This window comes from Rhodothermus bifroesti (assembly GCF_017908595.1).
Classification (GTDB): Bacteria; Bacteroidota; Rhodothermia; order Rhodothermales; family Rhodothermaceae; genus Rhodothermus; species Rhodothermus bifroesti.
The window spans coordinates 169871-184727 of sequence record NZ_JAGKTL010000001.1; the positions used below are offsets into that span (position 1 = coordinate 169871).

13 protein-coding genes and 2 tRNA genes are annotated in these 14857 nt (G+C 57.6%); 14 read left to right on the top strand and 1 reads right to left on the bottom strand.

The features are described from left to right. Positions 1 to 14 precede the first annotated feature (14 nt). Both J8E65_RS00615 and J8E65_RS00620 read left to right on the top strand, forming a co-directional pair. Positions 15 to 2312, top strand: coding sequence for a TonB-dependent receptor (locus tag J8E65_RS00615; protein WP_210373438.1), 2298 nt, complete (start codon positions 15 to 17; stop codon positions 2310 to 2312). 69 nt (positions 2313 to 2381) lie between these two features. Continuing rightward, positions 2382 to 3632: a sialidase family protein gene (locus J8E65_RS00620; RefSeq protein ID WP_210373440.1), complete on the top strand. Its 1251-nt coding sequence runs from the start codon at positions 2382 to 2384 to the stop codon at positions 3630 to 3632. Positions 3633 to 3677: 45 nt separating this feature from the next. Here J8E65_RS00620 and J8E65_RS00625 read toward each other — a convergent pair. Then, positions 3678 to 3761, bottom strand: a tRNA-Leu gene (locus J8E65_RS00625). 210 nt (positions 3762 to 3971) lie between these two features. Between J8E65_RS00625 and J8E65_RS00630 the strand changes: the two genes are divergently transcribed. The 12 genes from J8E65_RS00630 to J8E65_RS00685 all read left to right on the top strand — a co-directional run bounded on the left by J8E65_RS00630 (position 3972) and on the right by J8E65_RS00685 (position 14857). After that, positions 3972 to 4044, top strand: a tRNA-Asn gene (locus tag J8E65_RS00630). A gap of 142 nt (positions 4045 to 4186) precedes the next feature. Further along, positions 4187 to 4774, top strand: coding sequence for a HupE/UreJ family protein (locus J8E65_RS00635; protein ID WP_210373442.1), 588 nt, complete (start codon positions 4187 to 4189; stop codon positions 4772 to 4774). Between the two features lie 4 nt (positions 4775 to 4778). Further along, positions 4779 to 5435: a hydrogenase nickel incorporation protein HypB gene (hypB, locus tag J8E65_RS00640; protein WP_210373443.1), complete on the top strand. Its 657-nt coding sequence runs from the start codon at positions 4779 to 4781 to the stop codon at positions 5433 to 5435. A gap of 172 nt (positions 5436 to 5607) precedes the next feature. Next, positions 5608 to 6987, top strand: a complete 1380-nt coding sequence (locus J8E65_RS00645; protein ID WP_210373444.1) for an NAD(P)-dependent oxidoreductase — start codon at positions 5608 to 5610, stop codon at positions 6985 to 6987. Then, a complete protein-coding gene (locus J8E65_RS00650; RefSeq protein WP_237181491.1) occupies positions 6984 to 7913 on the top strand; it encodes a 2-oxoacid:acceptor oxidoreductase family protein in 930 nt (309 codons plus the stop codon). Before J8E65_RS00645 ends, J8E65_RS00650 begins: the two co-directional genes overlap by 4 nt. Positions 7914 to 7932: 19 nt before the next feature. Next, on the top strand, positions 7933 to 9120 hold the full coding sequence (porA, locus tag J8E65_RS00655) for a pyruvate ferredoxin oxidoreductase (protein WP_415663036.1): 1188 nt from the start codon (positions 7933 to 7935) through the stop codon (positions 9118 to 9120). 17 nt (positions 9121 to 9137) lie between these two features. Then, positions 9138 to 10148 carry a thiamine pyrophosphate-dependent enzyme gene (locus J8E65_RS00660; RefSeq protein ID WP_210373448.1) on the top strand — a complete coding sequence of 337 codons (1011 nt, stop codon included), beginning with the start codon at positions 9138 to 9140 and terminating at the stop codon, positions 10146 to 10148. 114 nt (positions 10149 to 10262) lie between these two features. Continuing rightward, complete coding sequence (locus J8E65_RS00665) at positions 10263 to 11405, top strand: 4Fe-4S dicluster domain-containing protein (protein ID WP_210373450.1); 1143 nt, start codon at positions 10263 to 10265, stop codon at positions 11403 to 11405. Continuing rightward, entirely contained in the window at positions 11402 to 11893 is a 492-nt protein-coding gene (locus tag J8E65_RS00670; protein WP_210373453.1) for a cyclic nucleotide-binding domain-containing protein, read from the top strand. Before J8E65_RS00665 ends, J8E65_RS00670 begins: the two co-directional genes overlap by 4 nt. A 5-nt stretch (positions 11894 to 11898) precedes the next feature. Continuing rightward, complete coding sequence (locus J8E65_RS00675) at positions 11899 to 12768, top strand: FAD/NAD(P)-binding protein (protein ID WP_210373455.1); 870 nt, start codon at positions 11899 to 11901, stop codon at positions 12766 to 12768. Between the two features lie 3 nt (positions 12769 to 12771). Continuing rightward, positions 12772 to 13563, top strand: coding sequence for an NADH-quinone oxidoreductase subunit B family protein (locus tag J8E65_RS00680; protein ID WP_210373457.1), 792 nt, complete (start codon positions 12772 to 12774; stop codon positions 13561 to 13563). Beyond that, complete coding sequence (locus J8E65_RS00685) at positions 13556 to 14857, top strand: Ni/Fe hydrogenase subunit alpha (RefSeq protein WP_210373460.1); 1302 nt, start codon at positions 13556 to 13558, stop codon at positions 14855 to 14857. The genes J8E65_RS00680 and J8E65_RS00685 overlap by 8 nt, the downstream gene beginning before the upstream one ends.

Here is a 14857-nt window from a genome sequence, read left to right on the forward strand (position 1 = left end):
GAGACAGTTGTGTCATGCGATACTTCCTGTTTGCCCTAGGGCTGCTGGGACTATTGGCTTCAGCACACGCCCAGTCTACAGCCATTTTGGAAGGCAACGTACGCGTTGCTGGTACGGCGACGCCGCTTCAAGGCGCCCATGTCATCCTTGAGGAACTGGCTCAAGGTACTACAACCGACGCCAAGGGACGTTTTCAGCTAGCGAATCTGCCAGCAGGAACGTACACGCTAACGGTACGCTTTTTAGGTTTTGTGCCTTACCGCCAGGCCATTCTCCTCCAAGCAGGTGTAACAACGCAGCTTACGATCATCTTGGAAGAGCAAACCGTAAGTCTGGGGGAAATTGTGGTAGCAGCCAGCGGTTTGCCTCAGTCTCGGACGGATGTAGCGGCCTCTGTGGGCTTATTGCGCCAAGAGGCGATGGCATCGGTTGGGGCTTTGCACCCGGCTGAGCTTCTTAATCGACTGGCTGGGGTATGGTTGATGACGCCTACGGGTGAAGGCCATCTGACGGCCATCCGCCAACCGCTCACGACCGAGCCGGTCTATTTGTACTTGGAAAATGGGGTTCCCATTCGCTCGACCGGCTTTTTCAATCATAATGCCCTCTATGAAGTCAACTTGCCCCAGGCTGAAGCGGTCGAAGTGATTAAAGGCCCGGGAACGGCACTCTACGGTAGCGATGCTATTGGGGCAGTGGTCAACGTCTCTACGCCACCCGCGCCAGATCGCCCGTTGCTGCAAGGAAAAGTGGAAGGGGGTTCCTACGGCTATGGCCGCGCGCTTCTTAGCGCCGGCACGCGCATTGGCGCGCATCGCGTGCGGATGGATGCCAACGTGACCCGTACAGACGGTTGGCGCGAGGCTACACGCTATGCACGCCAAAGCGTCGTAGCGCGCTGGGACTGGGGTCGGGCAGGTAACCGTGCACGCCTAAGCACGGTTGTATCTTTTTCCCACATTGATCAAAATCCTGCCGGATCTTCAGCCCTCTCGGCCGAAGATTTTGAGCGCAATCCACGCCTAAACTATACGCCTATCTCTTACCGCCGCGTCTGGGCGTTTCGGCTTTCTGCGGCCTATGCTTACCAGACAGCACGCAGCCGGCTAGAGCTGACGCCTTACGTGCGCTACAACATCACCGAATTGCTGCCCAATTGGTCGCTGGCCTTTGATCCAGCTATCTGGGATCTGCGGCATCGGTCGCTGGGCTTGATGGTTCGCTATCACCATGAACTGCAGCCCGAGCGCCTTCGGCTCACCAGCGGTATCGACCTGGAAAGCAGTCCCGGAAGCCACTTTGAGCAGCGCGTGCGCGCAACGCGACAAGGCAAAATCTTTACTGCCTACACCCTTGCTGATACACTCTACGACTACTACGTGACGTTTTGGCAAGCAGCACCCTATGCCCAGCTCGAAGTGCGGCCGCTGCAGCCATTGGAGTTCAGCCTGGGTTTACGCTTGGATTGGGCACGCTACGACTACGACAATCGGCTCAGCGTCGTTACCACAGGCCGCCACCGCCGCGCCCCGGATACCAGCCGTGCGTTTGTACACGCCAGTCCTAAACTTGGATGGGTGTACCGGCTAGATCGTAGTCTGACGCTTTTTGGTTCTTATCGCCACGCTTTCCGCGTGCCTTCGGAGGGACAGCTTTTCCGACAGGGCGCGACGTCCAATACGACCCATCTAGCGCCTGTACGGGCCGATCAGTTTGAGCTAGGCATTCGCGGGGCCTTGTGGTCCGATTGGCTAGCTTATGAACTGGTAGGCTATCAGCTTGAAAAACGGAACGACATCGTTTCGTACGTTGATGCCCAGGGGGTTAGCCAAGTAGGCAATGTGGGCCGTACGCGCCACCGCGGCCTGGAGCTTTCACTGCGTCTTAAGCCGACGGAAGCCTTCCAGCTTGAGGCTGCTTGGTCCTATACCGGCCAGTGGTATGTCTCTTGGGAAACAGCCCCTCAAAGCAATCTCAGTGGAAACGAACTTGAGCTCGCGCCGCGCGTGCTGGCCAGCCTGGTTTTAAGCTACACGCCCTCCTTTTGGAGAGGAAGTCTGCTCCTCTTCGAGTGGCGCCGCGTGGGGTCCTACTGGATGGACGCAGCCAACACCGTACGCTACGAGGGCTATCACGTGGCAAATATGCGGCTTAACCTACCGCTACATAGCCGGGTAAGCCTCTCCGGGCGCGTGCTGAATTTATGGAATCGGCGCTACGCCGAGCGTGCCACCTATCATCCGGTACGCGGATCCGAGCTCTCTCCGGCCATGCCGCGCAGCATTTACCTAAGCCTGCAATACCACTTTTAATGCACCCTGCAAGGTGGGGCGCTGGTTTAGCCAAGCGCCCCACCCGCTTATGACACAGCGTTTACGATCATGAAATCCTTGAAGCTTGCGCTTGCTGGCTTGTTGCTGGGAGCGGGGTGTTCCAGCACAGGGCCTTCTGGGCTTAGGCCATACGATTTTCAAGTCATACGTCTGGACAGTGGTCGCGTAGGTGCAATCACCACAGCGATCGATCCCCAAACGCACACGATCTATTGGAGCTGGGCGGCTATGCGGGATAGCCTGGTGGATATTTACCTGTCGCGCATGGCTCCCGGCGATACGGCCCCTTCGCCACCGGTACGGGTTCATCCACAGCGAGGGCTAGGGAATCTGCATACCCAAGCACCGCCCCAAGTCCGGGTAGGCCCTGATGGCACAGTTTACGTGCTGTGGAGCAGCCGCATTCCGGTCCCTGGACGACGGTTTCCGGCCAGCAACCTGTACCTGGTGCGATCGACTGACCAAGGCCAAACCTTTGCACCACCCTGTTTGGTAAACGACGACGCGGAAGGGCCGCCTTCAAGCCATACCTTTCACGACTTAGCTATTGGACGTGAGGGCATCGTGTACGTCTCTTGGATTGATGCCCGTCGGCTGGATGCCCAGCGCTCTGCAGAAACCCACAGGCACCATCACGAAACCTCATCTGCTGGTCCTGACATTCGCGTAGCTCGCTCTACCGACGGCTGCACGTTTAGTCCTGGCGTTATTGTAGATTCGACCAGTTGCCCTTGCTGCCGCACAGCGCTCACGATCGATGCCCAGGGCGGGCTCTACGTTGCCTGGCGCAAGGTCTTTCCAGGCAACGTGCGCGACATTGTGGTGGCTGTATCACGCGACAGAGGACAGACATTCTCCCAGCCAGTGCGCGTCCAAACCGACGGCTGGGTGCTTGACGGCTGCCCACATGTGGGGCCAAGCTTGGCCGTCGATGATCGGCAACAACTGCATGTAGCTTGGTATACCGGAGCCCCTGAGCGAACAGGCATCTGGTATCGCCGCTTGAGCCCCCAGCTGCGCCCTGTCTTGGCAGCCCAACCGCTTGCTCAGGTCCTACCCATAGCCCAAATGCGGCTAGCTTGGGATACGTACCAGATGTGGGCAGCGTGGGAAGCGCCTACGAAGGGACAAGTGCGCCTGCAAGTTTTTTCCAAAACGGCGTTTCCAGACACAACGCAGGCGCTGAGTTTTATGGGTAGGAATCCTGCGTTGGCCGCAGTGGACGGCTGGGTTGTGCTGGCCGTGGAAACTGAGCAAGACGTGCGTGCCTATATTAAACGCCCTGCGGCCAAACCCTAAAAGCCAGGGGCCCAAGTTCTGCGTAGAACTTGGGCCCTTCCCTTGTGCCCGGGGAGGGATTCGAACCCCCACGGAGTTACCCCCACATGACCCTGAATCATGCGCGTCTACCAGTTCCGCCACCCGGGCAGGAAATAGTGGCAGGGGATGATAACAAATCGCAACCCGGTTTGCAAGTTCCCGCAAACGCCTTTCACGACCTTTTCTCGACCTCCAGGAAGGCTGCTGAGGTAAACTAAAATGAACCTGAAAGCCATTTGGGCGTTTGAAAAGGCGTCAAACTCCTATCGTACTATTGACGGCCGCGGCCGGTCGCTGTATCTTAGAGGCCGCTTTCATTCCTCGGTAGCTCAATTGGCAGAGCACCTGGCTGTTAACCAGGGGGTTGCAGGTTCGAGCCCTGCCCGAGGAGCTTAAAGTAAAGCCCCTGCCGCGAATCGCGGTAGGGGCTTTTTTTTTACAAGTTGATTTTTTAAAGGATTGCGCCAGCCCATCTTGACCAGTCGAAAACCAGTCTTTTCTTGTTAAGGGTGTAGCACCCAAATTTTTTTGACATGAACCCTTCACGTCTTCCTTTAGCAGCGGTGCTGTGCTGGCTGCCCATCCTCGTGCTCACAGCGCCTGCTTCAGCACTGGCCCATACGGGGTTGACACCAACCACAAGCTGGGGCTACGGCTTGCTACATCCGCTCACCGGCCTAGATCACTTGCTAGCTGCAGTGGGGGTGGGTTTATGGGCTGCCTTGCAGGCACATGTTCTTGCACGCCGCTTACTGTTCGTTTTTTTGAGCATGCTCCTGGTCGGACTACCGCTTGGAGCTGCTTGGCCCACGGAGACCACCGAATGGAGCGTGCTGGCTTCGGTGCTGCTTTTGGGCACAATGCTGGTTTTGGTGTCTCGCCCACCTGCTGCAGTTAGTCTACTGCTTATTGCGCTGTTTGGTTTGCTACACGGACACGTCCACGGCACCGAAATCCTGCCTGAGACGGGCTGGGCTTATGCCCTTGGATGGATGCTTGCCACAGGCCTGTTAACCTTTACGGGCTACGCGATCGGACGCTTGCTGCACCACCGACAGGTGGTTGGCGTTTTTCGGCTTGCCGGTTTCATGCTTATTGGGGCGATGATTGCCCTGCTTTAAAAATATGGAGCCTACGCTAAAAATCATCCAGGTAGCGCGCCGCGTGCAGGCCGATAACAACGCCTTAGCCCAGGCGCTACGTGAGCAGTTCGACAAGGCCGGCGTGCGCGTGCTTAACTTGATTGCTGCCCCAGGGGCGGGCAAAACCAGTTTGATTGCTCGGACGCTGGAGCAGCTTGGCCGGCGCCTGCAAATTGGCGTGCTGGAAGGCGACATTGCCGGTAGCATCGATACCCAAAAGGTCCTTCAGGCCGGCGCCCGTGATGCCGTACAGATCAACACGGGTGGAACCTGCCATTTAGAAGCCCGCATGGTTGCCGAAGCCCTTGGCCAACTTGAACTGGAGGCGCTCGACTTACTCTTTATCGAAAACGTCGGCAATCTTATTTGCCCAACCCACTGGGATTTAGGCGCGCACTATACGGTATGCATCGTCAGCGCTGCCGAAGGGCACGACAAGCCACTCAAATATCCAGCTATTTTTGTTCGGAGCGATGCGATTGTACTCAATAAAATCGACTTAGCCCCGCTATGTGGTTTTGACCACGATCAGTTCTACCTCCACCTCAGAGCCCTTACCCAAGCCCCGGTTTTTGAGCTCTCCTGTCGCACGGGTGAAGGTTTGGCGTCGTGGATTACTTGGTTAACCAATGTATTGTAATACAAAAATTACCCACAAACTTTTGCCCTTCTATTCACATCTATTTCGACAGATCGCTTTTCTCAAGCGCAACAACTTCTCGATTTTATAGTCAGTAATTCTGGCGACTCCAAGACGCCTCTTTAGAGGCGGGGCAGCGCCGTACGAAGTACTGTTAACCTAAAGCTGTGCTATGGAAGCCATCGCTAACTTTCGTACGGTTTTTGAAGAAGAGCGCCCCCGCCTGACGGATGTTGCAGCGCTACTGGAGGCTTCGCGTTGTCTGGAATGTGGGCGTGATGGGCGGCCGGCCCCTTGCATTGAGGCTTGTCCTACCCGCATTGATATTCCCGGTTTTATTCGGGCTATTCGTGAAGGCGACCCGCTGACCTCAGCGCGAATCATTTTCGAGGCGAACGTGCTAGGGGGAAGCTGCGCGCGCGTCTGTCCGGTGGAAGCGCTTTGCGAAGGTGCTTGCGTGCTCACGCACGAGAAACGCCGGCCGGTAGCTATTGGCCGTCTGCAACGCTACGCAACCGACGCTGCGTTTGCAGCGGGTATCGCCCTCCATCCTCCCCGCCGGCAGGCTCAGCTACCGCTCAGCGTAGGCGTTATTGGAGCTGGCCCGGCCGGACTGGCCTGTGCTGCAGAGCTGGCTCGTTTGGGTCATGAAGTCACCGTTTATGAAGCCCGCTCAGAGCCAGGAGGGCTAGTCGTTTCGGCCATTGCACCCTACAAACAGATGGTCGAGCCGATTCCCCAGGAAGTTGAAGCCATCCGAGCGCTAGGCGTCACCTTCTGCTTTAACACCAGCATAGGGGAAGATCTTTCGTTTGCTGAATTGGAATCGCGGCATGATGCCCTGTTTTTAGCAGTGGGCTTAGATGGGGATATGCCGCTTGAAATCGCAGGAAGCGACCTGGAAGGCGTTTGGCCTTCCCTACGCTTCATCGAACGCCTAAAGGCCATGGATCCGCCACCGATAGGCGAAAACGTTGTGGTGATCGGTGGCGGCAACACGGCAATCGACGTGGCCCGTGAAGCGGTGCGTCTAGGAGCGCGGCACGTCACCGTGCTTTACCGTCGCACGGAAGCTGAAATGCCGGCTTTCCGGCACGAGGTGGAAGCTGCACGGGACGAGGGTGTGCAGTTTGAATGGCTTACGCTACCGGTACGTCTGCTGGGGGAGGTGCGCGTTTCGGGGGTTGAATGTGTCCGAACGCGCCTGGTGCCTGATCCTTCCGGTGGGCGTCCGCGACCGCAAGTCGTCGAAGGCACCGAGTTTGTTTTGCCAGCCGATACAGTAGTCTTTGCTATTGGGCAACAACCACGCACCAATCTGCTGGCCACGATCCCAGACCTTCGCATAGAGCAAGGGCGCGTGTGGGTGGATGAGCATTTTCAGACCAGCCATCCACGACTGTTTGCTGGCGGCGATTGCGTCAATGGCGGTGCTACCGTAGTCGAGGCTGTAGCGCAGGGCAAGCGGGCGGCCCATGCTATTGCCCAACGTATTCAGCCCTTAGAAAGTCGGCCTAGGCCGATGACCGACCGAAAAGAGACCCTACAATGAACATGCTGGAAATTCGCTGGCACGGACGTGGTGGCCAAGGGGCCATCACTGTATCCAAAATCCTGGCGCTGGCTGCTTTACGCAGTGGCAAATATGCCCAGGCCTTTCCGGAGTACGGTCCGGAACGCAGCGGCGCCCCCGTACGTGCCTACAACCGGATCGACGATCGGCCTATTGTACTGCATTCGGGCGTCTACACGCCACAGCGTGTGGTGGTGCTGGACGAGACGCTGCTGGAGGCCGAAGACGTATGCGAAGGATTGGCACCAGATGGCGCTTTGGTGCTCCATACCCATCGTTCGCCCGAACTCATCCGAGAGCAAACAGGCTATGCCGGACGCATCGTGTGCGTCGATGCCGCAACGATTGCTGAAAGCACCGGTGCCCGCTTTGCTAACGTGCCGCTGCTAGGCGCCTTAGCCAGCACACTGGATTTTCTGCCGCTGGCCACGCTGGAAGAAGCGCTACGCACCTTCCTGGGTAAACGTCGGCCCGAAGTGGTTGCGGCCAACATCGAGGCGCTGCGTCGCGGCTACGCAGAGACAGCAACGCTAGAGGCCATTGTACCCGATAGCCTGCCGCTTCGCCCCCGTCCCGAAGGGGCACGGATGCTGCTGCCGTATCACAAGCTGCCCATAGGGGGCGTTATCACGCCCGAAATTCGTTGGTTTCCCAAAACCGGTGGCTGGCGTAACGAACGGCCGGTTTTCCACGAAACGCTTTGCGTCAACTGCCTGCTCTGCTGGGCTCATTGCCCAGAACCGGCCATCCTGGTACACAACCGTCGGATGGAAGGGATCAACTATGACTACTGCAAAGGCTGTGGCATTTGCGCGACCTCATGCCCCACAGGGGCGCTCAGCATGGTCCCGGAAAACACAGCTGAACCGGTCGTCGTCGCCGCAACCGCACACAACCCTGGATAAAGCTATGGCCCTTGGCGTCATTCCGCGGCTTGAAGCTGCCCAACTGCTCACCGGCGCACAGGCGGTTGCCCACGCTATGCGCCAGATCGAACCCGACGTCGTGCCGGTCTATCCGATTACGCCACAAACTCCAATTGTTGAGGAGTTTGCGCAGATGGTTGCTGATGGCCGCTGCGACACCGAGATCATCAACGTCGAATCGGAGCATTCGGCCATGAGTGCAGCCATCGGCGCCTCGGTAGCCGGTGCACGGGTAATGACGGCCACAGCTTCGCAAGGCCTGGCCTTAATGATTGAAGTCCTCTACATCGCTGCTTCGATGCGCTGCCCGATCGTGATGCCCCTAGGCAACCGAGCCCTCAGCGGACCCATCAATATTCACTGTGACCACTCCGATGCTATGCTGGCCCGCGACTCGGGTGCTGTCCAGATCTTCACCGAAAATGGCCAAGAGGCCTACGATTACACGCTGATGGCTGTGCGCTTGGCAGAAGATGAACGGGTACGATTACCTGTGCTGGTGAACCTGGACGGCTTTACACTTACGCACTCGGCTGAGGCTGTCGAGCTGCTAGCCGACGAGGTAGCACGTGCGTTTGTGGGACGCTACCGTCCGCACTATCCCTTGTTGGACACAAGGCGACCCACAACGCAAGGGCCTTTCGACATGCCCGATTTCTACTACGAACACAAGCGTCAGCAAGATGAAGCCCTACGGAGCGTATTAACCGTCTTTCCTGAAGTGCAGCACGCCTATGCCGAGGCCACAGGGCGCAACTATCTGGGCTACTACGAAGCCTATTGCCTTGAAGATGCGGATTTTGCCCTGGTCGTCCTAGGATCGACCGCAGGTACGGCCAAAGCGGTCGTTGAGGCGCTGCGCGAGGAAGGCCAGCGCGTAGGTTTGCTGAAGCTTTGGCTCTTTCGCCCCTTCCCACACGCAGCTGTAGCCAACGCCCTGCGCGGCAAGCAGGCCGTAGCTGTCATGGACCGGGCGTTATCGTTTGGCAGCTGGGGACCACTTTACACGGAAATGGCGGCTGCACTTTACGGACTACCCGAGGCCGAACGTCCCCAATTGTACAACTTTACCTATGGTCTGGGGGGGCGAGATGTGACGCCTGACCAGATCGCGGAAGCCTTCAGACGTATCCAAGACCCGCGTACGCCCACGCAACACATGCATTACTTGGGTGTACGCGCTTAAAGCTGGGAGCCTCGACCATGATCGCTACACGCATTTATCCTAACGGCGAGCCGACACGCCCCAAAACGCTTAAAGAACTGGCCGATCGCGAAAGCCGTGAACCGCGTTTCCAGGGAGGGCATTCGCTTTGCGCCGGCTGCGGTGTGCCTCTGGTGGTGCGCATGGTGCTCAACGCTATCGATACCCCCGTGGTGGTGGTTAATGCTACTGGCTGCCTAGAGGTAGCCACCACGCGTTATCCCTCGACGGCCTGGAACGTCCCCTGGCTCCATGTGGCCTTCGAAAATGCCGCTGCCGCAGCCAGTGGCGTAGAGGCTGCCTTTCGTGTGCTCAGCCGAAAGCGCCGCCAGGGCCAGCCCATCCCTTTCGATCTGCCCGAAGAGGTGCGCATTGTAGCCTTCGGGGGCGATGGCGGTACCTACGACATCGGTTTGCAGGCGCTCTCGGGCGCCTTGGAGCGGGGCCATCGCTTTACCTACATCTGCTACGATAACGAAGCCTACATGAATACGGGCAACCAGCGCAGCGGGGCTACTCCACCTCTAGCCCACACCACAACTACACCTGTGGGCGAGCAAAGCCTCGGGAAACTCCAGCAGCGTAAAGACCTAACCGAGATCGCTGTCGCACATCATGTGCCCTATGTGGCCCAAGCTTCCATCTCTCACTGGCAAGACTTGGTGCGTAAAATTCAACGGGCAGTGCATGTCGACGGTCCCAGCTTCCTCAACGTGCTCGCCCCTTGCCAACGCGGCTGGGGCTACGATCCTGCCCAAACCGTCGAAATAGCCCGCCTAGCTGTTGAAACCTGCTACTGGCCGCTTTATGAAGTCATTGATGGGGATTACTGGCTAAATGCTTGGCCACGCAAACCCTTACCCCTTACGGAGTGGCTTAAGGTCCAAGGGCGTTTTCGCCACCTCCTACGGCCAGAAAATCGCCACTTGCTTGATGCCTTACAGCAGCAGGTCAACCGCAAATGGGAACTCCTGCTGCGCAAATGTGAGGGCCGAGTGCTGGAAGTATAGCGTTACGTAAACTAGATTGCCAGAAACGACTGCATGTAATTTAGCTTTAGGTAAAGCTTTGTCGAGACAGGACCGTGAGGGGGCATCAAGGTTCATCTTAAACCGTTAAGCCCTATGCACGCCCCAGCCTCACGATGGATTGTAGAACGCTCGGACTTCGATGCCCTGCTTGAAGCCTTAGGACAACGGGGCTTTACGCTGATTGGACCACACGTGCGCGACGGCGCTATCGTCTACAGCCCTATTCAACGCAGTGAGGATCTACCCATCGGATGGACCGACGAGCAGGACGGCGGTTTGTATCGACTGCATCGCCGAAATGACGCCGCCTTGTTTGGCTACGCTGTAGGACCGCACAGCTGGAAACAGTTTCTCTTTCCACCTAGGCTACGCCTCTGGCAAGCCCATCGTAACGGGACCGGGGGACACTTTGAAATCCATGAGGCTCCCCTTCCGGAGACGCCATATGCGTTCATCGGCGTTCGCGCCTGCGAGCTTGCCGCCATCCGCATTCAAGATCGTATTTTTCTAGAAGGGCCTTACGTTGATCCCTATTACCAGGCCTTACGCGAACGGCTGTTTGTGCTGGCCGTTAACTGCACAGAACCTGCCGGCACCTGTTTTTGCGCTTCCATGGGCACTGGGCCCGAAGCCCGTGCGGGCTTCGACCTGTCCCTTACGGAAGTCCTTACCGAAAACCGGCACTACTTTGTCGTGACTGTTGGCAGTGAAGCTGGCCAAGCAGTACTTGCCGACGTACCCCATCGCCTAGCCACAGCAGATGAAATCGCTGCAGCCAATGCGCTTCTTGCTGAAGCCGCTACGCGTATGGGACGCCAGCTTGACTGCCAGCACCTCAAAGAACGGCTCTACGCTTCCTATGAACATCCCCACTGGGATGCGGTGGCCCAGCGCTGCCTCAGCTGCGCCAACTGCACCATGGTATGCCCAACCTGCTTCTGCCATACCGTTGAAGAAGTTACAGACTTAACAGGCCAGACGACTGAACGCGTGCGCCAGTGGGACTCGTGCTTTTCGGTGGAATTTTCCTATATCCATGGCGGCAGTGTGCGGCAAAGCACACGCGCCCGCTATCGGCAGTGGCTCATGCACAAACTGGCCACGTGGGTCGATCAGTTCGGCACCATGGGATGCGTAGGCTGCGGTCGGTGCATCACCTGGTGCCCTGTAGGCATCGACTTAACTGAAGAAGTTGCTGCCTTGTGTACAGAATCACAACCGGAGACCGCTCCATGACGTCCCAACATTCGCTCAGCGCCCTACTGGCTGAACATCCCTTCTTTCGAGGGCTTGAAGCGCCCTACCTGGAATTGATCGCCGGTTGCGCGCGCAACGTGCGCTTTAATGCAGGCGAGTACATCTTTCGCGAAGGCGAAACGGCCAATGAATTTTACCTCTTACGTTACGGCCGCGTGTCGCTTGAAGTTCATCTGCCCGACCGGGGAACCGTAACCATTCAGACCCTAAGCGAAGGCGACGTGCTAGGCTGGTCGTGGCTCGTTCCCCCTTATCAAAACCAATTCGACGCGCGGGCGCTAACGCTTGTGCGGGCACTGGCGTTCGATGGCACCTGCATTCGCAACAAGTGCACCGAAGACCCTCGCCTAGGGTATGAGATTTTCAGTCGCTTTGCGCGGATCATTGCCGAGCGGCTGCAAGCTACCCGCCTCCAGCTCCTCGATATGTACGGTGGGGTCCCCCGGCGCCAACCTCTGCATGCCTAAAACCTATGAGCGCCCCTTCGATTTTGAGCTTGCCTGTTGAAGCGCGTCACGCGCTTCAACCTCTAACGCCACGGCTATGGCGCGTGCTACGCACGCGTCGCGAAACGCACGACACACGCACGCTCGAGCTAGAAGCCCTAGACGGTATTGGATTACCGTTTTGCCCAGGCCAGTTTAATATGCTCTATGTTGGGGGCATCGGAGAGATTCCGATTTCGATCAGCGGCGATCCAGCCCGTCCAGAACGGCTAGTGCATACCATTCGGGCTGTAGGCGCCGTCAGCCAAGCCCTGTGCAGTTGCAAGCCTGGGGACGTCATCGGCGTACGTGGACCGTTTGGCAGCGCCTGGCCTGTTGAAGCTGCCGAAGGTTACGACGTAGTGGTTATGGCAGGGGGTATTGGGCTGGCGCCACTCCGGCCTGCAATTTATCATTTACTGCAGTATCGTGGTCGGTATGGCAACTTGGTGCTACTCTACGGCGCTCGCACGCCCCAAGACCTGCTCTACGTGCGGGAGCTGGAACGCTGGCGTAGCCGCTTCGACTTCCAAGTGGAAGTTACCGTCGACCGTGCGCGCGAGGGCTGGTTTGGCCATGTGGGCGTGGTCACCGGCTTGCTTCCTAGAGCCCTCTTTGATCCCGAAGAAACTATGGCTTTCGTCTGCGGCCCAGAAATCATGATGCGCTTTGCAGCTAAAGCCTTAGTAGAGCGAGGTGTGGCTGCAGAGCGGATTTTTCTCTCCATGGAGCGAAATATGAAATGTGCTATCGGCTTGTGTGGCCATTGCCAATTTGGGCCTCACTTCATTTGTAAAGACGGACCGGTTTTCGCTTTTGCACGCGTTGCCCGATGGCTAACCATCCGTGAGCTTTAAACCATGCCCCGGCGTAAACCTAAACTAGCTGTCTGGAAGTTTGCCTCTTGTGACGGCTGCCAGCTCAGCCTGCTCGACTGCGAAGACGAGCTGATGACGATAGCCGGTGCGGTTGAAATTGCCTATTTCCTAGAGGCCTCGCGGGCTACGGTACGCGGCCCCTACGACCTATCCCTTGTTGAGGGATCGATTACGACCCCTCACGATGCTGAACGAATTCGGCAAATTCGTCAGCAATCAAGGTTTTTGATCACCATCGGCGCCTGCGCTACGGCTGGGGGCATTCAGGCACTGCGCAATTTTCGGGACGTGGCCGAGTTTACCCGTATCGTGTATGCCCATCCCGAGTATATCGAAACGCTGGCCACTTCAACACCCATAGCGGAGCATGTAGCCGTTGACTTTGAGCTGCGCGGCTGCCCCGTCAGTAAGCAACAGCTCCTTGAGGTTATTGTGGCTTTTCTTCAGCACCGGCGCCCCCAGATTCCCGCCTACAGCGTTTGCGTCGAGTGCAAGCGTCGAGGTACGGTGTGCGTCATGGTAGCCCAAGGTACGCCCTGCCTGGGTCCTATTACCCAAGCTGGCTGTGGAGCCCTGTGCCCGGCGTATCACCGAGGCTGCTATGCTTGCTTTGGTCCCAAAGAAACGCCCAATCCAGCCTCGCTGATGCACTGGTGGCAGGAACGGTTGGGCGTAGCTGCGCAAGACGTCGAACGCGCCTTGCATACCTTTAATGCATACGCACCGGCTTTCCGCGAAACGTTCTCACCCAACCCCGCGCGTCACCATGGCTAAGGCCCGACTTACCCGCACCCTCCGCGTTGACGCCTTGGCCCGTGTTGAGGGTGAAGGTGCACTCTACGTGCGTATCCAAAACAACCAGGTCGTCGACGTGCGACTGCGCATCTATGAGCCACCCCGTTTTTTCGAAGCGTTTTTGCGTGGACGCTCGTTTCTTGAGGCGCCTGACCTTACCGCACGCATCTGCGGCATCTGTCCCGTAGCCTATCAGATGAGCGCATCAACAGCGATGGAGAACGCCTGTGGCGTCGAAGTGACTGGACCACTGCGGCTGCTGCGCCGCCTGCTTTACTGTGGCGAGTGGATCGAAAGCCATGCGCTGCACGTGTTCATGCTGCATGCTCCTGATTTTCTGGGCTACCAAAGCGCCCTCGAAATGGCCCGGGACTATCCGGACTGGGTTCAAAAAGGCCTGCAGCTCAAGAAAGTCGGTAATGAACTCATGCGCCTCATCGGCGGTCGTGAAATTCACCCGATCAATGTGCGGGTGGGGGGCTTTTACCGAGTTCCAAGCCGGGAAGAACTTCTTGCGCTGCGCAAACCGCTCTTGTGGGCCCGTGAAGCTGCTTATGATACGGTGCGTTGGGTAGCTAGCTTCGACTTTCCAGATTTTGAACAAGACTACGAGTTTGTGGCACTGCGGCGCGAAGACGAGTACGCCATTCTCGATGGCCGTCTGGTGTCTAACCGCGGCCTAGACATTCCAATAGCCGCCTTCAACGACCATTTCGAAGAGGAGCATGTGCCCCACTCGAATGCCTTGCATGCCCACATTCGAGGGCGTGGGGCTTATCTCGTAGGACCGCTGGCGCGCTTTAACCTGAATTTTGATCAGCTGTCGCCACTAGCCCAACAAGCTGCCCAGGAAGTTGGTCTGCGACCAGGGTGCCGTAATCCTTTCCAAAGCATCATCGCACGTGCTGTCGAAATACTTTATGCCTGCGACGAGGCCTTGCGGCTCATCGAAGCCTACGTGCCTCCAGAACGGCCCTTTATCGACGTGCAACCGCGCGCGGCTACCGGACATGGCTGCACCGAAGCCCCCCGAGGCATTCTCTACCATCGTTACGTGATTAGCGACGAAGGAACCATCCTAGAAGCCCAAATTGTGCCACCCACGTCACAAAATCAACGACGCATCGAGGAAGACTTGCGACAGGTCGTAAGCCGCTGGCTTACGTTAACCAACGACGAACTGCAGTGGCGCTGCGAGCAAGCTATTCGGAATTACGACCCCTGCATCTCGTGCGCCACGCATTTTTTAAAACTGCACGTGGAACGTTCGTGA